The following is a 25,804-nucleotide window of genomic DNA, read 5'->3' on the forward strand; positions in this document are numbered from 1 at the left end:
CATGACCGATCTGAAGCCGCTTTTGGCGAAGGCTGCGAGCCGCGAGCCGCTGACACGCGAGGAGGCTCGCGAGGCCTTCGACATTCTGATGTCCGGTCAGGCGACCCCTTCGCAGATCGGTGGCTTCCTGATGGCATTGCGCGTCCGCGGTGAAACAGTCGACGAGATTGTCGGCGCCGTGACGACGATGCGCGCCAAGATGCTCACCGTCGACGCGCCGGCCGACGCAATCGACATCGTCGGAACCGGTGGCGACGCAAGCGGCACCTACAATATCTCGACGCTGGCCGCCCTTATCGTCGCCGGTGCCGGTGTCCCTGTGGCCAAGCATGGCAACCGCGCTCTGAGCTCGAAATCTGGCGCCGCAGATAGCCTCGCCGCTCTCGGCGTCAGGCTGGATGTAACCCCCGAGGTGATCTCGCGCTGCATTCGTGAGGCTGGTGTGGGCTTCATGTTCGCCCAGCAGCATCACTCGGCGATGCGTCACGTCGGTCCGACACGCGTCGAACTCGGCACGCGCACGATCTTCAATTTGCTAGGCCCCCTCTCCAATCCGGCCGGTGTTCGCCGCCAATTGCTTGGCGTCTACGCGCCGCAGTGGGTTGTGCCAATTGCCGAGGTCATGCGCGATCTGGGCTCCGAAAGCGTGTGGGTCGTCCATGGCAACGGCCTCGACGAAATCACCACAACAGGAAAGACGAGTGTCGCAGCACTCGAGGGGGGCAAGATCCGCACGTTCGAATTGTCTCCCGCAGATTTCGGCGTCGAGCCTTGCCGGTTGGAGGCCATCAAGGGCGGAGATGGTGTCGTGAATGCGGCCGCTCTGCGCGACGTCCTGAGCGGCGCAAAGAACGCTTACCGCGATATCGCGCTTGCCAACGCGGCGGCTTCGCTGGTCATATCGGGCAAAGCTGAGATGCTCCAGGATGGTATGCGTCTTGCTGCGCAGTCTCTGGACAGCGGTGCAACGGCCGCGGCCCTCGATAAACTCATCGCCGTGTCGAACGACATCGACTAGGATAGAGCCATGACCGACATCCTGAAGAAGATCGAACTCTACAAGCGCGAAGAGATCGCCGCCGCAAAGGCGAAAGTGTCGCTGGCCGATCTGAAGGCGATGCAGGCGGATCAATCGGCGACGCGCGGCTTTCACCGTTCGCTGGTTGCGAAGCGAGAGGCTGGTGAATACGGCCTGATCGCTGAGATCAAGAAGGCCAGTCCTTCCAAGGGGCTGATCAGGCCCGATTTCGATCCGCCGTCGCTGGCCAAGGCTTATGAACTTGGAGGTGCGGCCTGCCTTTCGGTATTGACGGATACGCCGAGCTTTCAGGGTGCGCCGGAATTCCTGATGACGGCGCGTGCGGCGTGTTCGCTACCGGCACTGCGCAAGGATTTCATGTTCGAGACCTACCAGGTGCAGGAAGCGCGTGCCTGGGGTGCCGATTGCATCCTGCTGATCATGGCCTCACTTTCGGATGACGATGCAATGCGCCTCGAGGATGAGGCCTTCGACCTTGGCATGGATGTACTGGTGGAAGTCCATGATGCCGTGGAAATGGAGCGTGCACTGAAACTCTCCTCCTCGCTCGTTGGCATCAACAATCGCAATCTCCGAACATTCGAAGTCAGCCTTGAGGTCAGCGAGCAACTCGCCCCAATGGTTCCAGAGGATCGCCTGCTGGTGGGCGAAAGCGGCATCTTCACGAATGCTGATTGCAACCGTCTCCAGGCGGTTGGCATTAACACCTTCCTGGTTGGTGAGAGCCTCATGCGCAAGGAGGACGTAACGGCCGCGACGCGTGCGCTGCTCTTCGGCGAAGCCGTGCTGGCGGCCGAGTGAGATGAGCGGTGGCCAAACCGGACTGACCCACATTGATGCCTCCGGCGAGGCGCATATGGTCGATGTCAGCGATAAGGTCGAGACAACAAGGGTTGCGACCGCCGAAGGCCACGTGCGAATGGCGGCTGCGACGCTCGATCTCATTCGCACGGGCAATGCGAAAAAGGGTGATGTGATCGGCGCGGCGCGCCTTGCCGGCATCATGGCGGCCAAGCAGACGAGCAATCTGATCCCGCTCTGCCACCCCCTAATGCTTACGAAGGTTTCGGTCGACATCACGGAGGATACCGACCTACCCGGCCTGCGCGTCAGTGCAACGGCGAAGCTGACGGGCAAGACCGGCGTCGAAATGGAAGCGTTGACGGCCGTTTCCGTTGCCTGCCTGACGATATACGATATGGCCAAGGCTGCCGATAAAGCCATGGAAATCGGCGGCATCAGGCTGCTCGAAAAATCGGGCGGCAAGTCCGGAGACTTTCGTCATCCGGAGTACGGCAAATGAGCATGCTCCCCGTTGCCGAGGCGCAAGATCAGTTGCTGTCGCGCGCCAAGCCGGTTCAGACGAGCGAAATCGTTTCCTTGCAGGAGGCCGAGGGCCGCGTGCTGGCAACTGACGTTGCGGCCAAACTGACGCAACCGCCGTTCAATGCTTCCGCAATGGATGGATATGCGCTACGCCGCGAGGATGCTCCAGAGCCCGGCGCCGAGTTGAAGCTCATCGGCACGTCGTCCGCCGGTCGTGGGTTCGACGGTGCCGTCGGCAAAGGCGAGACGGTGCGGATATTCACCGGCGCCCCGGTTCCTTCAGGCGCGGACAGCGTGTTGCTCCAGGAGGATGCGGAGAAGATCGACGGCGGCATCCGCACGACATTCACTGTTCGTATTGGCCAGCACATCCGGCCGCGGGGGCAGGACTTTCTTGAAGGCGAAGCTGTACTCAAGGCGGGGACTGCGCTGGACTTCTCGCGCCTAACCGTAGCGGCTGGAATGAACCATGCGGTACTCGAGGTCTGGCGCAAGCCGGTAGTCGCGTTGCTCGCCACCGGTGACGAATTACTGCCGCCCGGGAGCTCGCCGGCTCCCGCTCAGATCATTGCGTCAAGCACCTTCGGTATAGCTGCGCTGGCGCGCAAGGCTGGCGCCGATGTTCTCGATCTCGGGATTGTACCCGACGACAAGCGCGCGATTTCGGCTGCGGTCGAGCGCGCCCGGCAGGCTGAGGTCGACGTCATCGTGACGCTTGGCGGGGCGTCGGTGGGCGACCACGATCTGGTGCAGGCGGCGCTGCTCGCCGCGGGGATGAAACTCGATTTCTGGCGGATCGCCATGCGCCCGGGCAAACCGTTAATGGTGGGCAGGTTCGACGAGACGCATGTTATTGGTTTGCCCGGCAACCCGGTATCGAGTCTGGTCTGCGGGCTGCTGTTCCTGGAGCCTTTGATTCGCAAACTTGCCTCACTTCCGCCGGTCAAGCGCGAGGCAAAGGTGGAGACGACAGCAACGCTCCGTGCCAATGACCAGCGACAGGACTATGTGCGAGCCACGCTGTCGCGATCGTCATCAGGCGCATTGACGGCGAAGCCGTTCAGCAAGCAAGACTCGTCGATGATGAAGATATTCGCCCAGGCCGACTGCTTAATTATCCGACCGCCGCATGCACCGGAACTGCCCGCGGGAAGTCCCTGCCCGGTGATATTGTTAAGGCCAGACCTTCTCGACTGAGGCCGTTTTATTTGTGGTGCCGGGTATGACTGGCGAACTGAAGGCAGGATTGCGATGACGAATGAGACCGTTCGGGACACGCATGCGATGCTGTCCGGCATGACGCCCACCCTCATGGAGGGTGAGTTCGTATTCTGCGTGACCTCAGACCAGGATGTCGCCAGGCTTGCGGCTCCCGATGCGCTGGCCTGGTTTCGTGAGCGTGAAGGAATCTCCCTGATCCTCTCGAAGAGCCGGGCAGCGGAACTCGGTTTCAATTGCGATGTGCCGATGCGGCGTATCGTTCTGGAAGTCTTTTCGTCGCTGGAAGGTGTGGGCTTGACGGCCGCGGTTGCCTCCGAATTGGCAGCCCATTCAATGCCGTGCAACATGGTAGCAGCCTACCATCACGATCACGTCTTCGTTCCAGCTGCCATGGCGGACTTGGCGCTGGACGCCTTGCTGAAGCTACAGAAAGCATCGTCTAACTGAGCGTCCTCATCGATCAGCCGGATGCGGCAGCGTGAATACGCCGCCAATGGCAGCCTGTCCGGTCGAAGAGTCGCCAAAATCGGGGACGGCATATTCCGCGATAAGCTCCAACGCTGCGCGCGGCAGTGACCGTCTGCCCGGATCCCCTATGAGCACCTCGATGCCCGCCTTGCGACTGGCCGTAAGGAACTGCAAAACTCTCTGCGCAAGCTGGGCACTGTAGAAGACATCCCCCGCAAGAATAATATCGACGTCGGGCGGGTCGCCTGCGAGAACATCAGCGCTCGTTACTTCAACTGTCACGCCGTTCGCTTCGGCGTTGAGAGCGATTACCGCGATCGCGTTCGTGTCGATCTCCGCTGCAATCACCCGGGATGCTCCGCATTTTCGAGCCGCGATCCCGACTATGCCCGAACCTGCGCCGAGATCGAGGATGCGACGATTGCGAACGATGTCTCGATGCTCCAGGATATGGCGAGCAAGTAGGGTTCCGCCGGCCCAGTTATAGGCCCAATAAGGCGGTGAATCCTCCTCGTCGCTGGATCTGAGACGCGAGAGCCCACTGCCGGGATGAGCTGTATAAAGCTGTATCTCAGGCAAGCCGGGTGCCGGTTTCAGTTGCAGGTTTTCGACGATAAAGGTGTGAACATCCACTAGCGAGAGAGCGCCGCGATTTGGGCTACGCTCACGGCGGTGCAGTCCCCTCATTCCCTTCCCACTCGCCCAATCAATAATTCTTCATCGCCAGATGCGGCATCCCGCCATCCGGGAACTCGTTGCCGAACGCGACGAATCCGAAGCGTTCGTAGAGGGCTATTTTGTCACTTTGTGCCGTCAGATAAAATCGATTCTCACGAACGGATCGGTGCTCGTTCATCGCATAGGTCAACATCGCGCTCGCGACACCGTGTCCGCGCCATGCCTTGCTGACCGCGACGCGGCCGATTTTCACATGCTCCTTCGCATGGATGATCCGGAGTGTCCCGCAAACCTCGCCGCCCGCCACAGCGACGACATGATGCGCCGTGAGGTCAAGCGCATCGAATTCTTCATCGGCAGGTACATTCTGTTCGGCGATGAAGACCGCACGTCGGAGCTTGAACGCCTCGTTGCAAAGGGTGCTGAAAACAGGAACCGGTAAGACGATCATATTTGCCATTATCCTCTCCCCTGTCTCTAGCGGCGACGCAAAAACTGCGTCGCCGTTGGGATGGTTATCCCTTCTTTTTTGAGAACTTGGGCTTCGGGCCACCGCTGCCCTTGCCCTCGAACTTCGGCTTGCCCGGCTTCTTGCCCCAGGGCTTTGAATCGCGTCGCTCGTCGCCCTCGCTGCGGGCTTCCTTGCGGAACTTATCCTTCGGGCGGTCGTCGCTGAATTCACGACGCTCGCCAAAGGCCTTCTTACCAGCATAGGGTTTCAAGGCTGTTGGTTTGCTGAAATCGGGTGTGCCGTCGAGGGGCGTGACGCGGATGCCGCGCTCCATCGTCTTGTTCTGACCGATCGACTGCAGGAAGCTGTCGGCGCGGGCCGCTGAAATCTCGACGTAAGTTTCGTCGGTCTGCATCTTGATCGCGCCGATCTCTCGTTTCGTCAGATTGCCGTTTCGGCAAAGCATCGGGATCAGCCAGCGTGGCTCTGCATTCTGCTTGCGGCCGACCGAAATCGAAAACCAGACGCTCGCCCCGAAGTCATCGCGCGGACCCTTCTGATACGGTTCGCGTGGCTCGTCGGCGGTCTCGCGGCGCTTGCCACCGCGGCTGTCCTGGACCGAGACCTCGACCAGATCCTCCGGTGCAGACTGGTTGGAGCGGTAGAGATTGACGAAGGCCGCGGCGAGCTTTTCGGCCCCATGCGTATCGAGAAGCCGCTTGACCAGGTCCTGAGCTTCCTCGCTCGGCGCTTCCTCGAAGATGGGGTCGGCAAGCAGACGCGCTTCGTCGCGTGCCGTGACCTCTTCCGCTGACGGTGGACGAGCCCATGCGGCCGAGATGCCGGCATTGCCAAGAAGGCGTTCAGCCTTGCGGCGCACGTTCAGCGGCACGATCAGTGCACTAACGCCCTTGCGGCCGGCGCGACCTGTGCGACCGCTGCGGTGAAGCAGAGTTTCGGGATTGGTCGGCAGGTCCGCGTGAATGACGAGGTCGAGGCCGGGAAGGTCGATACCGCGGGCGGCGACATCCGTCGCGATACAGACGCGAGCACGTCCATCGCGCATCGCCTGCAGTGCATGGCTGCGTTCGTTCTGTGTCAGCTCGCCAGACAAGGCGACGACGTGGAAGTTGCGATTGTGAAAGCGAGCGGTGAGATGGTTGACCGCCGCTCGCGTCGAACAGAACACGATTGCATTAGTTGCTTCGTAGTACCGCAGGACGTTGATGATTGCGTTCTCGCGGTCGCTTGGCGACACGACAAGAGCCCGATACTCGATGTCCCCATGTTGCTTTTCTTCGGTCGCCGTCGCGATCCGCACCGCGTTCTTCTGGTAGCTCTTCGCCAGCTTAGCAATGGCCGCCGGAACGGTTGCTGAGAACATCAGGGTCCGACGGTCATCCGGCGAGGAATCCAGAATGAACTCGAGATCTTCGCGGAAGCCGAGGTCGAGCATTTCGTCGGCTTCATCAAGCACGACGGCCTTGAGTGCAGAAATGTCGAGCGCGCGCCGGCGGATGTGATCGCAGAGGCGACCGGGTGTGCCGACGACGATATGGGAACCCCGCTCCAGCGCGCGGCGCTCGCTGCGGATGTCCATGCCGCCGACGCAGCTGACGATCAGGGCACCTGTTGCTTCGTAAAGCCATTCTAGCTCGCGCTTGACTTGGAGCGCGAGTTCTCGCGTCGGCGCGATCACGAGCGCCAGCGGTTCGGCCGCAGGCCCAAAACGGTCCTCGTTTTCCAGTAGCGTGGGCGCCAGCGCGAGGCCGAAGGCGACGGTCTTGCCGGAGCCGGTCTGGGCCGAAACGAGGGCGTCCGACGCGGCAAGCGCAGGGTCGAGCATGGACTTTTGAACCGGCGTCAGCTCGGTATAGCCGCGTTTCACCAACGCCTTGGCGATCGCCGGAACGACGCCGCTAAAATCTGTCATGTTGTCTATCTTTCGGAAGTCTCACGCGCACGTTGCGCCTTGGCCGGCAGTTGCCAGCAGAGAAGTTGGCCGTTCCTACTTGGTCAGACGCAAAATGTCAAAGCGGATGTCCCTGCCAGAGCCATACGTCGATGCCTTCGTTTCTGCCACGAATGCGCGCTTGCGCTGGGCCTTCGAGCTGGCCAGAGCGAAGCGGTGCGCTTTCCGGCCCGGCCGCCGCCATCAAGGCGGCGCTCAATGCCAACTTGAAACCGCGTTCTGCAGCTACTTCCATCAGGCGGCTTGCGACATTCACGGTGTCACCGGTCGCCGTAATTTGCTGGCGATTGCCGCTCCCGAGCCGCGAGGCGACGACCGGACCGCAATGTGCCCCAACCTTGAAACCGATCTTTTGGCCGCTCATGGCCGAATGGGCGATGAGCCAGGGCCGCATCCGCTCACACAGGCTGACTGCGCAGGCGGCGGCCCGCGTCGCGTCGTCGTCAGCCGGTTGCGGCAAGCCGAAGAGAATCATCGCTCCATCGCCCATGAAGCTGGTGACTGCCCCGCCATGCGAGCGCGCCTCCTCGTCGACAAGCTCGAAGAAATCGCTGAGAACTTCGCGGACATTCGTCGCGCCGATTGCCTCGCTCAAGCCCGTGAAACCGGAGAGGTCGATGAAGATGACCGCGGCGTCCTGTCGGATCGGTTTCGCGAGAAAGTTCGGATCGCGCGCGAGCCACTCGCCCATGCCCGGTGCCTCGATGCGCTGCAAGAGGTCGCTTTGCGCCGCGAAGTGCGCGGCCTGGCGACGATCGATCCAGATCTCGGCGGCGCCGAAGAGCAGGACGGGCGGCAGGGCTGCTGCGATGGGCAGTGCTGCGCTGAACCAGTAGCCATGCGCGAAGGCGGCAACGTTCAAAGCGGCCCATGCGAGCGCCGCGGAGGCAATGATGGCATAGCCGATGGCGCTGCGCCGCCACGCAAGCAGGCTGATCAGCAGCAGCGGCAGAGCCAAGGCTATAAGCGAATCGAGCAAACGTACGTTGCGGTCTCTGACGATGCTGTCGCCGGCAATCAGATGTGTCGCCGCCGTCGCCATCACCTCTACGCCTGGGAGCACCGGATCGAAAGGTGTCGGGAAGACGTCGCCGCCGCCGGTCACGGTCGAGCCGATCACGACAATCCTGTCCTCGATCGCCTTGGCGGGGAGCTTTCCGGCCAGTGCATCCGCAGCGCTGAAGGTCGGAATGGTGCCGCGTGGGCCGTAGAAGGTGACTGGCAGCCGCTGCCCATTGTCGGTCGGCAGATGCCGGTCACCAAGTGCAAGGCCGCCAGGCGAGAACGCCGGATTGATGCCCAGTGCCAGCGAAGCGACCCGCAATGGAAACGAGGCATCGACCCGCTCGCCGCCGCGGGAGATCAGGGGAATGAAACGCGGTGTGCCTGACTCATCGGTAGCCACGTTGACGACGCCAATGGCGGCAACGTCGGAAAAGCGGCCAAGGGGTAACAGCATCTTGCTGGCAGTCGGTATCGCCGCCAGCGGATCGTTGGCGTCGATGCCGACCACCTGTATCTCTTTCGGGAAAACGCCGGCGGCGGCGATGACACTGGGCGTCTGCTGCAGTGCCAAAGCCAACGCTGCATCGCCCTCGTCCGATCCGGGATCAACCAGCAAGAGATCGAGCGCTATGACCTTCGGCTTCAAGGCGCTGACGGCGGACACCAAGCGGGCGAGTGTCGCCCGATTGAGCGGATAGCCGTTGTCGGCGGCGGTCTGATCGTCGATTGCGACGATGCTGGTGATCGGAGGTGGCACCCGCGCGCCGACTACAGTGCTTCGAAGATCGGTCAGCGAAGCCTCGAGGCGGTCGAGGAAGCTCATACTGCCCGAAAGATGCATATAGCCGAGAAGCCCGCCCCATAGTGCGGCCAGCAGCAGCGCGATCGTGATCAGGAGCCGTCTGCCCTGCATTGGGGCGCTATTGGCCAAGGCGGGCAAGCAGGGCTGCGGCGCGGGCCGGTGGCCAGCGGCGGACAGCCAACGGGGTGCTGCCTCGCGTGACGTCAACGCCCTCGCCTACACTCAACACGACCCGCCGTCCCGCCGAGGGACGACCGACCGCGACGCGGCCGCGCACGACGAAGACGGAGGTCGTGCCGCTATTGACATCGACAGCCCAGCGCGTGCCGCGGACGGCCGCGATCGCTTGTGGCGTGACGACCTCGAATCCGCCCGGCCGCTGGGCGCGGTCAACATCCACGAGCACGGCCTTGTTGCGCAATGACACCGCGTCCGGTCGCCCATCGCGGTTACGGTCGATGATATTGAAGCGGGCCCCACTCTCGGCAACGATCGTCACGCCATCCGCGCACCGCATGACTTGCCGCGAGGTCCCCGCCATGCGCTCCATGGTGCATCCGCTCGCTTGTGCAAACGCTGCATCCGAGCCGAACAGACAGGCAACGCTACCCCATACGACCAGCGCCAAAAGCATTCTGGAGTTTACAAGCATATCCGTCCCCTACCTGAATGCACCATCGGACGACCCAGCGTGCGGCGGCCATCATACGCTGATTGCTGCAGCACGCATGCCGAAACGTCAACGGCTATCCGACAGAGTCTATGCTTTAAGCGATGTTTCGATTGACGGTCCCGTATAGCGCGCCCTTGGACGAATGAGATGGCCGCTCTCGACCTGCTCCATGGCATGAGCGAGCCACCCGACGGTACGCGCGAGCGCGAAGATCACAAGCGGCGCATTTGCGGGAAGATCGAAGACAGCCGTCATAGCCGTCAGCGCAAAATCGATGTTGACGCTTTCTCCAATGATTTCCTGCCCCGCCCTCGCCAGTTCGGCGTAGCTCGGGGGTAAGGAGAACTGGGACATCAGCGCCTTTGCCCTGATGTCTCCGTCCGGATAAAGAGGGTGGCCAAAGGCGGGGAGCGATCTTCCCTGCGTCAGCGCCTGCCGTACGGTCGCGCTGGCCCCAAGGGCATTGACGTCTTCGATCAATGAGGCGACGCCCTGCCACGCGCCGCCGTGGAGCGGCCCAGTCAAGGTCGAGAGGCCCGACAGCACGGCAGCCGATAGCGTTGCGCCTGAAGAGGCTGTGACTCGGGTGGCGAAGGTCGATGCGTTGAGTTCGTGATCTGCGAGGAGCACAAGCGCGCGCCTGATGCAGTCGGCGGCTTCAGGCCTGCGCCAACTCATGGCGAGGCGCAGATGCAATGGCAAAGCGCTCGTATCTGGTGCTAGGGCACCAGAGACGCTCGACAGGATACTTTGCGCTTCGGCCTTCAGCACCTTCGGCGACCGTCCAAGGGTCGGCAGGTCGTGGGTGACACGCTGCGCGAGCAGAACAAATGCGCGTTCCAGCGAGGGCGCCGCTTCCGGAGCCTCGCCCGGCGCCGCCGCAATCTGTCCAGAGTTCCATAGAAGCGTTGCGGTTTCCTCCAGCGTCGCATGTTCCGCCCAGGCGGCGGCGTCATGGCCACGATAGTAGAGCCGGCCATCCAAAATGGTGGAAATAGCAGATGGCAGTACCGGATCACCCCATTGGATGGTGTCTGCCGCAACCGTCTCGGTCTTTCGGCGGCCCGCATGTCGCTCGGCCAGCCGCGTCACGTCAGCTGCGCTGTAAAGACTTCGCCGCGGATCGGTGGCATCAGGTTTGGCCCGGATGCGGCCGCGGCTCACATTGGCGTAAAGCGTTTGCGGCTTCGTGCCGAGTTTCTCAAGCGCCTGCTCGGCGGTCAGCCAGGACATCCTGTCCTCTTACATTGATCAATTACATCAAGATTGACGTCAATCAATCTAGGCTCGATCCTGCTCTGCGTAAAGGAGAAACACCATGAAGAACGGTTTGGAAGATGTCATCGCAGCTGAAACGCAGCTCTCCGATGTGGACGGCGAAGCGGGCCGCCTGATCATCCGCGGTGTGTCGCTCGATCATCTCGTGTCTACAGCAACCTATGAAAGCGTTGCCGCCCTCTTGCTCGACGGACTGATGGAGCGGCATTTTACTCTAGCGGCTCTCGACCGGCGGTTGGGCGAAATGCGGGAGCGCCTGTTCGCGCACGTGACGACGCTCGATTCGGAGCTGTTGGCTTTGCCGCCTGTGGAAGTCATGCGGGCTCTCATCGCTCGCCTGCAAGATGGCGAGGATTTCGAAGCCGCCCTTCGATTGCTGGCTGCGCCTGCCGTCTTCCTGCCGGCGATCCTCCGTCTGCAGGCTGGCAACGACCCGGTAGCGCCGGACGGCTCCCTTTCTCAGGCGACCGACATCCTGCGCATGCTGACCGGCCAATTGCCGAGCGCGGAACAGACGGCTGCACTCGATGCCTATCTGGTGACCATCTCCGACCACGGACTGAATGCCTCGACCTTCGCATCGCGCGTCGTCGCCTCGACGCGCGCCGGCCTGACCTCATCGGTGCTTGCGGCGCTGAGTGCCCTCAAGGGACCGCTGCATGGCGGCGCCCCCGGCCCTGTGCTCGATATGTTCGACGCGATTGGAACCAGCGAGAATGCACGCGACTGGCTCGGCCAGGCACTGGACCGCGGCGAGCGCCTGATGGGCTTCGGCCACCGCATCTACCGGGTGCGTGATCCGCGCGCCGATGCCCTGAATCAGGCTCTTCGGTCGCTCGTCTTGGCCGCGCAGGTCGATCGCGAGCGGATCGACCTTGCGGAAGCCGTCGAGCACGCGGCGCTTGCAATCCTCAAGGAGCGTAAGCCGAATCGTCCGCTTAATGTTAATGTCGAATTCTACACAGCGTTGCTACTCGATGCGCTGGGATTTCCAAGAGAGTCCTTCACCGGCGTCTTCGCGATCGGCCGGACCGTGGGATGGATTGCCCATGCGCGCGAACAGAGCCTGGAAGGCCGGCTGATCCGTCCCCGCTCGGTCTATGTCGGGCCATTGCCGCAAGCGGCATGACGTCGCCAATAAGACAGCCCGGCCGCGTGGCGGCCGGGCCCGGGCTGCTGTTTCAATCCGCAGGCTCGACGCCCAGAAAACCACCGGATTGGCGGGCCCAGAGCCGCGCATATATGCCGTTCTCCTGGAGCAGGTCGGCATGCCCCCCTTCCTCCACGATACGCCCCCTTTCCAGCACGACGATCCGATCCATACGTGCAATCGTCGAGAGACGGTGCGCGATCGCCACAACGGTCTTGCCTTCCATGAAGCCATAAAGCGTGTCCTGAATAGCGGCCTCGACTTCTGAATCGAGTGCGGAGGTCGCTTCGTCCAGAACCAGGATAGGCGCGTTTCTCAAGATCGCTCGGGCAAGCGCGATGCGCTGGCGCTGGCCGCCGGAAAGCTTCACCCCACGTTCACCCACATGCGCGTCATAGCCGGTCCGTCCCTCCTGGTCGCTGAGTCCCGGTATGAAACCATCGGCGTGAGCCTTGAGGGCCGCGGCTTCGATCATGGACTGCGGCATGTCCTCGCGACCATAGGCGATGTTGTCCCGCACTGAGCGATGCAGCAGGGTGGCATTTTGCGCTACCACGCTGAATCGGCCGCGCAGGCTCTCCTGCGTCACTGCGCGGATGTCCTGACCGTCGATCAGGATCCGTCCGCTTTCAGCTTCAAAGAAGCGCATGGCGAGATTGACGAGCGTCGACTTTCCCGCCCCCGAACGGCCAACGAGCCCGACCTTTTCGCCGGCTTTGATGTTGAGCGTGACGCCATCAAGCCCACCGCCTTCCTTGCCGTAGTGGTGCGTGATGTTCTCGAAGGACAGCGAGCCACCATTGAGCTTCATCTCAGCTGCTTCGCAGCGATCCGGAATATCGACCGGCTGTGCGATGGTGCCGAGCTGGTCGCGCGCGGCCCCGACATAATTGAATAGGGCCGCGACCGCATCGAGCAGCCATTCGGCCATGGCGGTGATGCGGAAGCCGAGCGCCAAAGCGGCGGCGACCATCCCGAGCGGGGCAGCTCCCGATTGCCAAAGGATGAGCGAGTAGCCAATCAGGCTGACCATCAACAGGCTGCTGAGAAAAACCATGCTGCTATTGACCAGGACCTCGAGCCCTTGCACCGAGATAAAGGCCCGACGCACCCTGTCGAGATGGCTGCGGTTGTCCCGATCCTGGTCTCGCTGACGGGAGAAGAGCTTGATCGTGTCCATGTTGGCGAAGGTGTCGACCAACAACCCGGAGAGCGCCGAGTCCGCCTCCTGAAACCGCTGCGACGCATTTCTTACGCGCGGGATCACGAAGCCCATGAGCGTGAAGTACAGCCCGACCCACGTGACCATCGGGACCACCAGACGCGCGTCTGCCGAGGCCATCAGCCAGATGGAGCCGAGGACGTAGATCGCCACATAGGAGATGATGTGAATGACTGAATAGGCGGCTCCCGTCGCTGTGTTGCCGAGTTCCTGGACCCGGTAGGCGATGCGTCCTGAAAAGTCGTTCTGGAACCAGCCGACCGACTGGCCCTGCACATGGCGAAGTGCGCGCCAGCGGACCATCGCGACGGCAGTCGGCCGGAACGCGATGTCATCGAGTGCCTCTCGTGCGGCGGTGGCCAGCGGACGGATGACTAACAGCAGAAACGCGGCGATAAGGAGCGCGGCGCCATGGCGCTCCCAAAGCTCGTCGGGGCGAATGGCCGCAAGCGTATCGACTAGCCGGCCGGCGTAGCCGATCAGCCAGACTTCCAGGATCGCGCCAACGGTAGTGAGTAGCAGGCTCGCGGCAACGACACCACGAAGCGGCTGCAACGTATCGAAGATAAAAGGCCAGACCCGGTTAGACAGGGGGCTTTGGTCATAGCGTTGGAATGGATCGAACAGCTTTTCGAAGCGACGAAACATGAAGGCCCTCCAGGGGCAGGATGATGACATTTGATGACGGGCCGAACAGGCAGCCCACACCGGCACTGCTGCTCAGCGGTAATTTCCGGTGCCGTTGGTTCTCATCAAACGATCTCCCCATGGGTCGCTTTGCGCCAGCTTCAACTGGCGCATGGCGCGTTCTTACCATCTTGGGCTGCGTATGTGAATGTCTTTGCGCGAAAAGGGAGAATTCTGCCTCTGCCCCTTGAGATAGGCAGCGCGTTGCTCGAGCGTCTGCCGGCAACCGAGCTCATTGTCTTCCAAACCTATCCCGACAGGAATGTCATCGGTCATCATGGTAACCTCTGTGCCGTCCGCGGTCGGCCGCATATGGGTGCGGATCGTCATTTCGCCTGCAAAGGCCGAATCGTCGGAATTGAATACCGTCTTCCAGACGACGAGAGAGTTCGAGATGAACTGCGCAATTTTCCCGCGGAACCGGTCGGTCTTCTCCGAGGTCTTGCCCTCCATGTCGGTCTCTCCGTCCGGATAGACGAGCGACATGCTGAAGGCGCGCCGCCTTGCCTGCCCTCGAACTCATGTACAATGCCGCGCGTCTCGCCTGGCGGCAGCCATGTAGCAACGGCCTTGGCATCGAGGAAGGCCGCATAGACCGCGCTGGGCGGTGCGTGAATGATCTGGGAAACAGTCGTGCTGCGGTTTTGGCTCATCCGACGCAAGATAGCGACGGTACGCCAATTGAAAAGACCGCCGCGCCGATATGGCGAGGCGGCATCTTATTGATCAGACCAGGCGACTCTGTTCAGTCGCCGCTTCGATGAAGCTTGCGAACAGCGGATGCGGATCGAGTGGGCGGCTCTTAAGCTCAGGATGGTACTGGACGCCGATGAACCAGGGATGATCCGGATATTCGATCGTCTCTGGCAACACGCCGTCCGGCGACATTCCCGAGAAGACGAGACCGCAGTCTTCCAAACGATCCTTGTAATCGATATTGACTTCGTAGCGGTGGCGATGGCGCTCGGAAATATCGGTCGAGCCATAGATCTCGGAGATCTTGGTGTCCTTCTTCAGCGCAGCCTTGTAGGCGCCAAGGCGCATCGTGCCGCCGAGGTCGCCCGATGCCGTGCGCTTCTGCAGCTCATTGCCCTTCACCCACTCGGTCATCAGGCCGACGACCGGCTCCTTCGTCGGGCCGAATTCGGTCGAAGACGCGCTATCCACGCCGGCAAGGTTGCGGGCTGCTTCGATGACGGCCATCTGCATGCCGAAGCAGATGCCGAAATACGGCACCTTGCGTTCGCGCGCAAAGCGAGCCGCATGGATCTTGCCTTCCGAGCCACGCTCGCCGAAGCCGCCGGGAACGAGAATCCCGTGGACCTTCTCAAGGTAAGGCGCCGGGTCTTCCTTTTCGAAGACCTCTGATTCGATCCATTCGAGCTTGACCTTGACGCGATTGGCGATGCCGCCGTGATGCAGCGCTTCGATCAGCGACTTATAGGCATCCTTGAGGCCGGTGTACTTGCCGACGATCGCGATCGTGACTTCGCCTTCCGGCGTGCGGATCCGGTTGCAGACCTCTTCCCAAGGATCGAGGCGCGGTTTCGGTGCCGGCTCGATGCCGAAGGCTGCCAGCACTTCGTTGTCGAGGCCTTCCTTATGGTAGGCGATCGGCACGTCGTAGATGTTGGCGACGTCGAGCGCCTGGATCACGGCGGACGGGCGGACATTGCAGAACAGCGAGAGCTTACGGCGTTCCGCTTCCGGAATTTCGCGGTCGGCGCGGACCAGCAGGATGTCGGGATGAATGCCGAGGGCCTGCAGTTCCTTGACGGAATGCTGCGTCGGCTTGGTCTTCAGCTCGCCTGCGGCCGGAATATAGGGCATCAGCGTCAGGTGGACGTAGATCGCCGTGCCGCGCGGGAGGTCGTTGCCGAGCTGGCGGATCGCTTCCATAAAGGGCATGGCCTCGATATCGCCGACCGTGCCGCCGATCTCGCAGATGACGAAGTCGTAGTCGTCATTGCCCTCGGTGACGAAATCCTTGATCTCGTTGGTGACGTGCGGAATCACCTGAACGGTTGCGCCGAGATAGTCGCCGCGGCGTTCCTTGTCGATAATGTTCTTATAAATGCGGCCAGTGGTGATGTTGTCGGTCTTGGTCGCCGAACGCCCGGTGAAGCGCTCGTAGTGGCCGAGATCGAGGTCAGTTTCGGCACCGTCGTCAGTGACGAAGACTTCGCCGTGCTGGGTCGGGCTCATGGTGCCCGGGTCCACGTTCAGATAGGGGTCGAGTTTGCGAAGCCGCACCCGGTAACCACGGGCCTGCAGCAACGCTCCGAGTGCCGCGGCCGCAATTCCTTTACCGAGAGAGGAAACCACGCCGCCAGTGATGAATACGTATCGCGCCATGGGATTCACCGGATACCTTTTCAAAAACGATTCCACCAGCCCAAAAATTCATTTCCAGAATTTTTGGCGCCAGCGCGGAATCTGAACAAAAGAAAACCGGCAGACCCGAAGGGCTGCCGGCGGTTTATGCTGTCTGCCGCTTACTGTCCGCTTGGGACGGTGGCTGGCGCCGGAGCGGCAGGCGTGGTGGCCTGCGGTGCTGCCGGAGCAGTTTGAGTGGACGGGGCCGTTGCCGGGGCTGCGGGCGCGGTTGCTGCCGGAGCCGGAGCGGATGCGCCGCCCGTCGGAACGCCGTTGCTGCTCTGCGGGGCCGGAGCTGGTGCGACCGGAGCGGTGTTGCCGTTCTGGCCGCCGAGCGAATCGAGGATGCCGTTGCCCTGCCCGCCCGTCGCCGGAATACGGTTCAGAATATCCGTCGGACGGCTCTCATAGCGGTTGAGGATGCCGAGACCAAGCGATGTGATGAAGAACAGCGCCGCCAGGATCGCGGTCGTGCGCGTCAGCGCATTGGCCGTGCCGCGGGCAGACATGAAGCCCGAACCGCCGCCGATACCGAGGCCGCCGCCTTCGGAGCGCTGGATGAGCACGACGCCTACAAGCGCCAGCACGATCATGAGATGGATGACAATCAAAACGGTCTGCATGGGTCCAGTCCTGCCCACGCGCGCGGCGGGCATAAAGTAAAATTCTGGCGCTCTTTACATGAGGTCATCCGCTATTCCAAGCCCTTCGGCTCGGAATATACACGGCTCTAAGCAAGCAACGCTTCGTATGCGCCGTAAATGGCGAGGAAGTCGGTCGCTTTCAAGCTCGCGCCGCCGATCAGGGCGCCATCGACGTTCGCGACGCCCATCAATTCTCTCGCATTGCTTGGCTTGACCGAGCCGCCATAGAGGATACGGATCTCCTTGCCGGCATCGCCAAATCGGGCGACGAGCTCGGAACGCATGAAGGCGTGAGCCTTCTCGACGTCTTCCACGGTCGGCGTGACACCGGTGCCGATCGCCCAGACGGGCTCGTAGGCAATGACCGTATTCTCCGGCGTCGCGCTATCCGGTACCGAGGCGGAAAGCTGACGCTTGATGATGTCGAGGGTCTGGCCGGCTTTGCGCTCGTCAGCCGTTTCACCGATGCAGACGATCGCCGTTAGTTCCGCGGCGAAGGCGGCCTCTGCCTTGGCGCGAACAAGGTGGTCGGTCTCGGCGTGGTCGGTGCGACGCTCCGAATGCCCGACGATGACGTAGGTGCCGAAGCAATCCGCAATCATCTCGGCCGAGATATCGCCGGTGTGGGCGCCCGACGGATTCTGGTGGCAATCCTGCGCGCCGATTGCAAGCGGGCTATCTGTGCAGAGCGCCGTGGCCACATAAAGCAGCGTCGCCGGAGGGCAGATCAGCACCTCCACCTTCGCGGAAAGTTGCCCCTGAACACCTTCAGCGATCGCCTTGATCTGGTCGAGGGAGGCACGTGTGCCGTTCATTTTCCAGTTTCCCGCCACGAGCGGGCGCACGTCAGGTGTCATGCCAGCCTTCCAATCTTCCACGTATCGAGCGGCCTTAGCAAAAGCAGGGATCAATGAAAAGGTTTCGCCCCTTTCGTTAAGGGAAATAACGGCTTTTTGTCGCGCAGATGCTTAAAATTTGGGGCTGATGTTGCTGAAAATCATAGAGCGGGACGCCTTGTACGTCATCCGGCCTCCTGTCTTCTGAGCGATCGTCAGGAACCCAATATCCAGTTTAGCGTACGGCGCCAATCGATCATGCGGATCGGCGTTCCGTGATTGCCGGTCTGATAGAGCGTGAAATGCGTAGGGTAACCTGCCTTCAGCAACTTCTCGAAGAGCGTCTGCTGGTCTGTCGCCTCATAGACGGGATCGCGGCTGCCATGCGCGAACCAAAGCGGCAGCCTGGCCTTGAAGAAAGGACTTTTGGCAAAATCCGGATCGGCAACGCCACTCAGGATCACCATCCCCTTGAGGCGCTTTGCGCTATCCGGATCGCGGCTAATACCCCAGCAGACCTGGCTGCCCATCGACGCACAGGCCAGGATGAGCGGCTTACCGGGCGATTGTTTGGAAACGTAACGGATCAGACCTTCAATCGCGGCCACTCCATCGCTATCGAAGCTCTTGACCGACGGCGAGTAGTAGACGCCGCCGTTGCCGGCCACTAGGTTCTTCAAGCGATTGAAGTTTCCGCCGAAGCTGTAGTCGTTGGCGCCGAGACGCCGGTCGCCGTTGCGTCCGTGAACGAAGATGACCGTAAATGCGGCTCCCGAGCTTTGTCCCACCCGGGTGACATCGAGCCGTTGGCCGCCAAGCTGCAACGTCTCATCCGATTGCTGCTTTCTGATGCCGAGAGACACGTATTTTTGTTGGGCACGTTTTTGGGGTATCTGATCGCGGCCGTTAATGTCGCGCATCTCGTCGTACTCGATGACATCGAGCGAGCCACCGTTGCTCGTCTCCAGCACATTTTGTGTGGAAAAGAGATCGTCCTTAAAGGGTGGCAGCCGCTCAGCGGCCTGGCCGCTTGCTGACGCCGCTAGGAAAAAGGCCGCAATTGCGGCGATAATGGCACAATGACTTGTGGACATTCGCATGCGCATGGTTCCCTGAGCCTTGTGGCCGCTTGCCATTCCACGCCCATCAACGCAAACCAATTCCTGAGAAAGTCCGCCGGATGGGCGGCGTCGCGTAACAAGGCGCTTTCTGGCAGAATCTGCCTGATTCGCAAACGTGACATCAAATGCGGTGATTTTGGGTCAGGCATGGCATAAGCCGCCTGCCCTGAACAGGATGAAGATCTGAACGACCCCATGGACGATAGCAACGACCTCTTTTCCGGACTGCCCCTGACACCGAAGCAGGAGGAGGCTCCAAAGCCTGCCGCGCCGCCAAAGGCAGCGCCCGCCGAGGCCGCTGCTGCGGTCTCGCGTCCAGCGCCCGTGAGCTCGACATCCGACGACTACGGTGCGTCCTCAATCCGCGTTCTCGAGGGACTCGAGCCCGTTCGCATGCGTCCGGGCATGTATATCGGCGGCACCGACGAAAAGGCCCTGCACCATCTGTTCGCTGAGGTGATCGACAACTCGATGGACGAAGCGGTCGCCGGCCACGCCAACTTTATCGAGGTGTATCTCGACCGCGAAGGCTATCTGACAGTCAGCGACAACGGACGCGGGATACCCGTCGAAAACCATCCGCAGGTTCCGGGCAAGTCGACGCTCGAAGTCATCATGACCAAGCTGCACGCTGGCGGCAAGTTCGACGGCAAGGCATACGAGACATCCGGCGGCCTCCACGGCGTTGGCGTTTCTGTCGTCAACGCGCTTTCCGACGTGTTGGAAGTCGAGGTTGCGCGTAACCGGAAGCTATACCGCCAGCGCTTCTCCCGCGGTTTGCCGCAGGGCGAACTGGAGGAACTCGGCGACGTCCATAATCGTCGTGGCACGCGTGTTCGCTTTCACCCCGATCCGCAGATTTTTGGCGAGCACGCGAAGTTCGACGCGGGGCGCGTGTTTCGTATGGCACGCTCCAAGGCTTACCTGTTTGGCGGCGTGGAAATCCGCTGGAGCTGCGAAGAAGGTGTGCTTCCGCAAGGCTCAGAGATACCTGATAGGGCGGTCTTCCACTTCCCCGGCGGCCTGAAGGATTACCTGCAGGCGACGATGGGCAAGGAATTCACTGTCACTCGCGAGATATTCGCAGGCAAGACCGAGAAAACCAGCGGTCACGGCTCGCTGGAGTGGGCGATCACCTGGTACGGCGGCGATCCTCAGGTCCATTCGTATTGCAATACCATCCCGACACCCGAAGGTGGCACGCACGAGGCAGGCCTTCGTATCGCGCTGACCAAGGGCCTGAAGAACTATGCCGATCTGACGCAGAACAAGCGCGCCGCCCAGATCACCACCGATGACGTGATGATCTCGGCCGTCGGCATGCTGTCGGTCTTCATTCGCGAACCTGAATTCGTCGGCCAGACGAAGGACAAGCTTGCGACCGTTGAAGCTCAGCGCATCGTCGAAAACGCACTTCGCGATCCGTTTGACCACTACCTCGCCGACAATCCGAACGAAGCAGCCAAGCTGCTCGATTGGGTCATCGAGCGCGCGGAGGAACGCCTGCGCCGTCGCAAGGAAAAGGAAGTCAACCGCAAGACGGCCGTGCGCAAGCTGCGTCTGCCCGGCAAGCTCGCTGATTGCGCACAGAACATCGCCCAGGGTGCCGAACTCTTCATCGTCGAAGGCGACTCGGCAGGCGGCTCGGCCAAGCAGGCGCGTAACCGTGCCAACCAGGCGATCCTCCCGCTACGCGGCAAGATCCTCAATGTCGCCAGTGCCGGCCGCGAAAAGCTTGGCGCCAACCAGCAGCTGGCTGATCTCGTGCAGGCGCTCGGCTGCGGCACACGCTCGAAGTATCGCGAAGAAGACCTTCGCTACGAACGCATCATCGTGATGACCGACGCCGATGTGGACGGCGCTCACATTGCATCGTTGCTCATCACGTTCTTCTATCAGGAGATGCCCGAGCTGGTCCGTGGCGGTCACCTCTTTCTTGCCGTGCCGCCGCTTTACAAGATCACCCAGGGCGCGAAGTCGGCTTATGCCCGCGACGACGCGCACCGGGCCGAGTTGATGGAGACCGAGTTCAAGGGTAAGGCCAAAGTCGAAATCAGCCGCTTCAAAGGTCTCGGCGAAATGCTGCCGGCGCAGCTCAAGGAAACCACCATGGACCCAAGCAAGCGCACGCTGTTGCGCGTGGTGATTGACGAGGTGGATTTCGAGGGCACACGCACGGCGGTCGACGATCTGATGGGAACGAAGCCGGAAGCTCGATTCCGGTTCATTCAGGATCGTGCTGCCTTTGCGGAAAACCTAGATATCTAGAACGTCTAGTCGAGGCGTACGGTAATCTCCGTCTTCACGGAGTTGGCGAGGAAGCACAATTCGTGCGCCTCGTGATGCAGTTTTTCTTCGAGTTTACGGCTGGGATTGTCGCTTGAGTAAGTGACGCGCGGCCGAAGCTCGACACGGCTCACCATCGTTCTGCCCTGCACGGTTTCCATGAGGCCGGTTGCTGCATCGACATAGCTGTCGACCATGATGCGCTTCTTTGAAGCAAGCCAGAGGTAGAACAGCATGTGGCAGCTTGACAGCGACGCAACGTACGCCTCTTCCGGATCCACATTCTCAGCCACGGCATAGGGCAGCGGCACATTGTGTGGCGAAGCGGAGGCGGCGACGGTGGCACCGCCGTCGAAGCTCCATGTGTGTCCGCGGCTGTATCGTCCGTCGATAAAATTTGCCGCGCCCCGGTCCCACGCAACCTCTGCGGAAAACGTCGTCATCTGTCATTCTCCTTCGCGCGTCAGGCGCGCTGTTGTCATTTGCAAATGGTCCGACAATGCTTGCAGCGCTGCGGCTTCGTCGCGACGTGCGCAGGCATCGATGATGGCGCGATGCTCGGCATGGAGGATGACGCGCTCATCGGAGCCCTTCGGCTGCCTCGAGTAGGCGCGACGCGATTCACGTCGCAGTTCGTCGATCATAGAAAGAAGGCGGGCATTGCCGCATCGCCCATAGAGCGTTCGATGAAAAGCGACATCCAGCTCTTCCAGGGTAGCAGGGTCCTCCTCTTCAACCAGATCTTCATTGAGACGCTGCGCCTTACGCAAGTCGCTACCACCGAGGGTCGGCAGCGCTCCACGCAGTGCCATACTCTCCAACGCCGCACGGATATCGGCGAGCTCGCGCGCCTGCTCTTCCGTCAAACCGGCGACAGCTAAGCTTCGATCCGGCCGCCGGTCGAGCAGGCCCGACGCCAGCAGTCGATCAAGCGCCTGACGCACCGGCTGCCGGCTGACACCAAATCGCTTCGCCAGGAGCTCTTGCTTCAAGACTGTTCCTGGCAGCAGACGCCCGGCTTCTATTTCGCGCCGCAGCGCCGTTGCAATTGTGGTTGTATCCATGGATCCAAACTATCTGCTGAAATGAATTTTGGCAACGCTGTTGCGGGATTTCTGTCATATTGATTGCGGAGAATGGGGCTAAGGAGCGTAGTATAGATCGCCGGGGATCTCGGGTGCCAGTCGACGGCATAAATCCGTCATTGTGCTTGCGCCCGAGGGATGCATGGCCCATATCCATAGTCAAAATAAGGGGAAAAGAACGACGTGAGCCTTCCGAACAACAATATCCAGCGAGAGTCGCGATGGCTCGGCCCTTCGGGCCCTGCCCGCACGCCGTTAATTCCCTCGATCTCTGCAGCGCGCTGGCTGCTGGTTCTCGTTGTCGCGGCTGGCGTTTACTTCTTCTACGGCTTTGCCGTCCCCGTGCTTGCGGCGCTAGTCATCGGTTTTGCGAGCTGGCCGCTTTACCGCCGATTGCTCGAGCGCGTCGGCGGAAACACAACAATCGCTGCCACCATCGCGATTGTACTGATCGTCACGTTCCTGGTTTTGCCCATCGTTTTTGCCGTGACCTACACGACAGGAGAGGTGCGGGAATGGGTCGCCTGGGCTGTGCATGCAAACAGGTCGGGCGCGCCGACGCCGCAGTGGATCATCGCCCTGCCCTTCGCTGGCCCTTATCTCGATGAGTTATGGACCAAATACATCGGCAGCCCCGGCTCCATGGGTGAGGTCATCCAGGCTGTCAGCGGCGCCAACATCGGCAACATCTATCGGGCGATTCTCGCCGCAGGCGGCGGCGCCTTCCACCTGCTGCTGACGCTGCTTTTCATGCTGATTGCGCTGTTCTTCGTCTACCGCGATGGTTCCGCCTTCTCGCAGCAGATCGATATGCTCGGCGAGCGCATTCTCCCCAACCGCTGGGAGCGGATTTCCCGGGTCGTGCCGGCAACGATCAGTTCGACCGTCATGGGCATGACACTGATCGCTATCGGCGAGGGCATCGTGCTTGGCGTCGCCTATTGGATCGCCGGTGTCCCCTCACCTGTCACGCTCGGCGTCCTGACTGGCATCATGGCCTTAATACCGGGCGGTGCGCCGCTCTCCTTTACGCTGGTGTCCGTCTATCTGCTCGCCAGTGGCTCACACGTTGCCGGCGTCGGTCTTTTTGTTTGGGGAACGGTCGAGTTGTTCATTGTCGACAAGACGCTGCGCCCGAAGCTCGTCGGCGGCCCGATCAAATTGCCATTCCTGCCCACGTTCTTCGGCCTTGTGGGCGGCGTGAAGACCATGGGCTTCCTCGGCCTCTTCATCGGGCCGGTTCTGATGGCCCTGATTGTCGCGATCTGGCGAGAGTGGATGCACGAGGTTCACGATGCGGAAACGGGGCCACAAGTCATGATCGACGAACAGGCCCCGCCAGCGTCTCGCGCGGCTGAATGATCAGGCGAGCCGTTTTTCCATGAACAGGCTGAGTGGGTCCGGCAGATAGCTGCCGAACGGCTCGATGTCGACATAGCCGTATTTGCGGTAGAGAGCGATTGCCTCCGGCTGGTAGATGCCAGTTTCGAGCCGAACGGCCCAAAGCCTCTTTTCAGTTGCGGCTGCTTCGAGCACATTCATCAGCTTGCTTGCCACCTTCAAGCCACGCGCGGCCGGGTCAACGAACATGCGTTTGATCTCCGCCGTTCCGTCGCCAACCTCGACCAGCGCGCAGCAGCCGAGGATTGCGTTATCGTTGCGGGCGACAAAGAAGCTGACGGTCGGCTTTTCCAACGTCGAGATGTCGACGAGGTGGTTGCTCTCCGGTGGATACAGCGACTGCGCATAGGTGTCGGACATGTCGAGGAGACGGAGCACGCCTTCCTGGCGCGGTGGTTCCAGAGCAATCGTGATGGACACGGGATTTTCCTGTCTTGGCGCGCGCTCCCGCATGACGAAAAGTTATTGCTGGGGCGCCTTCATTCCGTTGGAATTACAGTCTCTAAGAGGCAGAGTTTCAATATTCATAAGGCCATATTATGCAAGCGGTATTGGTTGCAATGACCATCTTAGGGTGCAACGACTCGGTTACACAATGCAACTACATCGCCACGGTCGAGAAACAGTGGCAGACAGTTACAATGTGCGACGCTGACTCGGAAAGGCAGCTGAAGCAGTTTACAAATGCAGGCTACCCAACAGTCATTGCCGTTTGCGAGCCGCCGAAGCCCGCTACGCCGCCGGATACACCAAAGGCTGTCGTAGAAAACATACCAAAACCGCCCGCACCAGCTGAAACACAAAGCCGGTTGTCGGTCTTCGCTGATCGGGTGGCAGGCCAGGTACGCGCACATCTACCATCCGGCAGCGATATGAAAACAGTGCTGGTTTCACCCGTCCATTTTGTCTCGGGAAGTTATTCCTGGGTCGCGAAACGGCTTCACCCCTAGGCCGCCGCGAGAGATGCTACTTGCGCGTACGCGCGCGCATGCTGTCGCTGCTCCGCAATGTGCAGCCTCTCGACCATCTCGAGGAGTTCTTGGGCAGCACCGTGCGTTCCATGCCAACGGAACTTCTCGAGCAGCTTGCCGCAGACGTCGCCCAGCATGGTGGCGGAAAGATTCTTCGATGCTTCCCGCCACAGCAGCGTTGCCTCGACGAAAATCACGCTGATGTCGCGGGCAAGGCCGGCCGATTCGTAGAGGGCGCGCACGGCGTGCATGCGCCCGGTTGCAAGGATGGAGCGAACGCGTCGCTCGTCACAACCCGTAAGGTTGACAATTGCAGTCGCGAAGAACTCCACCTTGCCGGAGCAGAGGGCATGTATCAGAAAGGACGGCGTCAGCTGGCCGCTTACCCGCAAATGTTCGACAAGGTCTGAAATCTCGCGCGGCGTAAGCTCGCCCGCAATCGAGACGACAGCGGCTTCGTTGGCCTCCCGGCTGATCCGATGCCGCCGGCTCGGATCGATCGTCGCTTGCGCCAATGGCAGATTGACGAGGGCGACGCTGACATGCTGCGTCAACAACTGGCGAGCGTCCGCAGGCAAATCCCCACGATCCAGCAGCAGATTGCGGATCTCGCAATGGTGGCCGAGACGCTCGGCGATTCTCTTGAGCGAGTAAGGTGCGATCGCGGCTCCTTCGTTTTCGAGAAGGCACATGATGGTCTCTTCTTCGCCAATTTCAGCAAGTGCGGCGGCGACCGGCCGTGAGATCGTTCCACGCGCTGCAATCAGCATTCGCGTAACGTCGCTACCGCCGGCAGCAAAATCCACCAGATCGGAATCCGACAGCAAGGGCGAGCATGTGACGGCGTGGCATGCAATTTCGGGCTGATCCGCTGCGAGCGAGAGAATAACGGCGCGCGGTGCGTCCGGCGACCACGAGATCGCCTCAGCAAGAGCCAGCCTGACCTTGGGGGACGGGTCGTCGAGCAGGAAAGTCATGGCCATCTCGGCGGCCGCGCGTTCTGCTGCAGCCATCTCGGACTGCAAATAGGCTCTGCCGAGGGCATTGGCCGCACGGGCCCTGTCTCCGGCCTTGGCGGTTTCCGCCCAACGAAGAAATGCTTCTACGATCAC

General features: G+C 61.2%; 24 protein-coding genes and 1 pseudogene. 9 read left to right on the top strand and 16 right to left on the bottom strand.

From position 1 onward, the window contains the following. Position 1 precedes the first annotated feature (1 nt). The 5 genes from trpD to PMI09_RS12245 are packed head-to-tail and all read left to right on the top strand — an operon-like array spanning position 2 to position 4,033. Positions 2 to 1,018 carry an anthranilate phosphoribosyltransferase gene (trpD, locus tag PMI09_RS12225; RefSeq protein ID WP_007793708.1) on the top strand — a complete coding sequence of 339 codons (1,017 nt, stop codon included), beginning with the start codon at positions 2 to 4 and terminating at the stop codon, positions 1,016 to 1,018. Positions 1,019 to 1,027: 9 nt separating this feature from the next. Continuing rightward, positions 1,028 to 1,840, top strand: a complete 813-nt coding sequence (gene trpC / locus PMI09_RS12230; protein WP_007793712.1) for an indole-3-glycerol phosphate synthase TrpC — start codon at positions 1,028 to 1,030, stop codon at positions 1,838 to 1,840. A gap of 1 nt (position 1,841) precedes the next feature. Beyond that, the gene (gene moaC, locus PMI09_RS12235; RefSeq protein ID WP_007793714.1) at positions 1,842 to 2,342 is read left to right on the top strand and encodes a cyclic pyranopterin monophosphate synthase MoaC; all 501 of its coding nucleotides are present in this window, start codon (positions 1,842 to 1,844) and stop codon (positions 2,340 to 2,342) included. Further along, a complete protein-coding gene (locus PMI09_RS12240) occupies positions 2,339 to 3,562 on the top strand; it encodes a molybdopterin molybdotransferase MoeA (RefSeq protein ID WP_007793716.1) in 1,224 nt (407 codons plus the stop codon). Before moaC ends, PMI09_RS12240 begins: the two co-directional genes overlap by 4 nt. 54 nt (positions 3,563 to 3,616) lie before the next feature. Further along, positions 3,617 to 4,033 (top strand): ACT domain-containing protein, encoded by a 417-nt coding sequence (locus PMI09_RS12245; protein ID WP_007793719.1) that lies wholly within the window; start codon positions 3,617 to 3,619, stop codon positions 4,031 to 4,033. Between the two features lie 6 nt (positions 4,034 to 4,039). Here PMI09_RS12245 and PMI09_RS12250 read toward each other — a convergent pair whose 3' ends face one another. The 6 genes from PMI09_RS12250 to PMI09_RS12275 form a co-directional block, all read right to left on the bottom strand. After that, on the bottom strand, positions 4,040 to 4,741 hold the full coding sequence (locus tag PMI09_RS12250; RefSeq protein ID WP_007793722.1) for a class I SAM-dependent methyltransferase: 702 nt from the start codon (positions 4,739 to 4,741) through the stop codon (positions 4,040 to 4,042). Positions 4,742 to 4,760: 19 nt separating this feature from the next. Next, positions 4,761 to 5,192, bottom strand: a complete 432-nt coding sequence (locus tag PMI09_RS12255; protein WP_007793724.1) for a GNAT family N-acetyltransferase — start codon at positions 5,190 to 5,192, stop codon at positions 4,761 to 4,763. A 55-nt stretch (positions 5,193 to 5,247) separates the two neighbouring features. Next, a complete protein-coding gene (locus PMI09_RS12260) occupies positions 5,248 to 7,116 on the bottom strand; it encodes a DEAD/DEAH box helicase (RefSeq protein WP_007793728.1) in 1,869 nt (622 codons plus the stop codon). 97 nt (positions 7,117 to 7,213) lie between these two features. Then, positions 7,214 to 9,073 carry a CHASE2 domain-containing protein gene (locus tag PMI09_RS12265; protein ID WP_007793737.1) on the bottom strand — a complete coding sequence of 620 codons (1,860 nt, stop codon included), beginning with the start codon at positions 9,071 to 9,073 and terminating at the stop codon, positions 7,214 to 7,216. A 7-nt stretch (positions 9,074 to 9,080) separates the two neighbouring features. Then, positions 9,081 to 9,614, bottom strand: a complete 534-nt coding sequence (locus PMI09_RS12270) for a FecR domain-containing protein (RefSeq protein ID WP_007793741.1) — start codon at positions 9,612 to 9,614, stop codon at positions 9,081 to 9,083. Between the two features lie 108 nt (positions 9,615 to 9,722). Continuing rightward, positions 9,723 to 10,868, bottom strand: a complete 1,146-nt coding sequence (locus tag PMI09_RS12275; RefSeq protein ID WP_007793745.1) for a citrate synthase — start codon at positions 10,866 to 10,868, stop codon at positions 9,723 to 9,725. Between the two features lie 85 nt (positions 10,869 to 10,953). On the opposite strand from PMI09_RS12275, the gene PMI09_RS12280 reads away from it, so the two are divergent. After that, positions 10,954 to 12,042 (top strand): citrate synthase/methylcitrate synthase, encoded by a 1,089-nt coding sequence (locus PMI09_RS12280; protein ID WP_007793748.1) that lies wholly within the window; start codon positions 10,954 to 10,956, stop codon positions 12,040 to 12,042. 52 nt (positions 12,043 to 12,094) lie between these two features. Here PMI09_RS12280 and PMI09_RS12285 read toward each other — a convergent pair whose 3' ends face one another. From PMI09_RS12285 to PMI09_RS12310, 6 genes and pseudogenes are all read right to left on the bottom strand, one after another. After that, positions 12,095 to 13,933 carry an ABC transporter ATP-binding protein gene (locus tag PMI09_RS12285; protein ID WP_007793750.1) on the bottom strand — a complete coding sequence of 613 codons (1,839 nt, stop codon included), beginning with the start codon at positions 13,931 to 13,933 and terminating at the stop codon, positions 12,095 to 12,097. 222 nt (positions 13,934 to 14,155) lie between these two features. Then, positions 14,156 to 14,625: pseudogene (locus PMI09_RS12290) on the bottom strand (SRPBCC domain-containing protein); the annotation flags it as partial. 73 nt (positions 14,626 to 14,698) lie between these two features. Beyond that, positions 14,699 to 16,327, bottom strand: coding sequence for a CTP synthase (locus PMI09_RS12295; RefSeq protein ID WP_037082873.1), 1,629 nt, complete (start codon positions 16,325 to 16,327; stop codon positions 14,699 to 14,701). A 140-nt stretch (positions 16,328 to 16,467) separates the two neighbouring features. Then, positions 16,468 to 16,971 (bottom strand): preprotein translocase subunit SecG, encoded by a 504-nt coding sequence (gene secG, locus PMI09_RS12300; RefSeq protein WP_007793758.1) that lies wholly within the window; start codon positions 16,969 to 16,971, stop codon positions 16,468 to 16,470. 107 nt (positions 16,972 to 17,078) lie between these two features. Continuing rightward, complete coding sequence (tpiA, locus tag PMI09_RS12305) at positions 17,079 to 17,849, bottom strand: triose-phosphate isomerase (RefSeq protein ID WP_007793760.1); 771 nt, start codon at positions 17,847 to 17,849, stop codon at positions 17,079 to 17,081. Between the two features lie 194 nt (positions 17,850 to 18,043). After that, on the bottom strand, positions 18,044 to 18,928 hold the full coding sequence (locus PMI09_RS12310) for a phospholipase (RefSeq protein WP_037082913.1): 885 nt from the start codon (positions 18,926 to 18,928) through the stop codon (positions 18,044 to 18,046). A gap of 216 nt (positions 18,929 to 19,144) precedes the next feature. Between PMI09_RS12310 and parE the strand changes: the two genes are divergently transcribed. After that, positions 19,145 to 21,217, top strand: a complete 2,073-nt coding sequence (parE, locus tag PMI09_RS12315; RefSeq protein WP_007793765.1) for a DNA topoisomerase IV subunit B — start codon at positions 19,145 to 19,147, stop codon at positions 21,215 to 21,217. A gap of 5 nt (positions 21,218 to 21,222) precedes the next feature. Here parE and PMI09_RS12320 read toward each other — a convergent pair whose 3' ends face one another. Both PMI09_RS12320 and PMI09_RS12325 read right to left on the bottom strand, forming a co-directional pair. Further along, positions 21,223 to 21,678 carry an OsmC family protein gene (locus tag PMI09_RS12320; RefSeq protein WP_007793768.1) on the bottom strand — a complete coding sequence of 152 codons (456 nt, stop codon included), beginning with the start codon at positions 21,676 to 21,678 and terminating at the stop codon, positions 21,223 to 21,225. 3 nt (positions 21,679 to 21,681) lie between these two features. Beyond that, positions 21,682 to 22,299 (bottom strand): GntR family transcriptional regulator, encoded by a 618-nt coding sequence (locus PMI09_RS12325; RefSeq protein ID WP_007793772.1) that lies wholly within the window; start codon positions 22,297 to 22,299, stop codon positions 21,682 to 21,684. A gap of 204 nt (positions 22,300 to 22,503) precedes the next feature. Here PMI09_RS12325 and PMI09_RS12330 point away from each other — a divergent pair, with 204 nt between their 5' ends. Then, positions 22,504 to 23,682, top strand: a complete 1,179-nt coding sequence (locus PMI09_RS12330) for an AI-2E family transporter (protein ID WP_007793774.1) — start codon at positions 22,504 to 22,506, stop codon at positions 23,680 to 23,682. Here PMI09_RS12330 and PMI09_RS12335 read toward each other — a convergent pair whose 3' ends face one another. Further along, positions 23,683 to 24,141 carry a GNAT family N-acetyltransferase gene (locus PMI09_RS12335; RefSeq protein WP_007793778.1) on the bottom strand — a complete coding sequence of 153 codons (459 nt, stop codon included), beginning with the start codon at positions 24,139 to 24,141 and terminating at the stop codon, positions 23,683 to 23,685. A gap of 119 nt (positions 24,142 to 24,260) precedes the next feature. On the opposite strand from PMI09_RS12335, the gene PMI09_RS32195 reads away from it, so the two are divergent. Beyond that, positions 24,261 to 24,671, top strand: a complete 411-nt coding sequence (locus PMI09_RS32195) for a hypothetical protein (protein WP_007793782.1) — start codon at positions 24,261 to 24,263, stop codon at positions 24,669 to 24,671. Here the strand turns inward: PMI09_RS32195 and PMI09_RS12340 are convergent. Continuing rightward, on the bottom strand, positions 24,668 to 25,804 hold the full coding sequence (locus PMI09_RS12340) for a DUF2336 domain-containing protein (protein WP_037082877.1): 1,137 nt from the start codon (positions 25,802 to 25,804) through the stop codon (positions 24,668 to 24,670). The genes PMI09_RS32195 and PMI09_RS12340 overlap by 4 nt on opposite strands.

The sequence above is a fragment of the Rhizobium sp. CF122 genome, assembly GCF_000282035.1.
Taxonomy (GTDB): Bacteria; Pseudomonadota; Alphaproteobacteria; order Rhizobiales; family Rhizobiaceae; genus Rhizobium.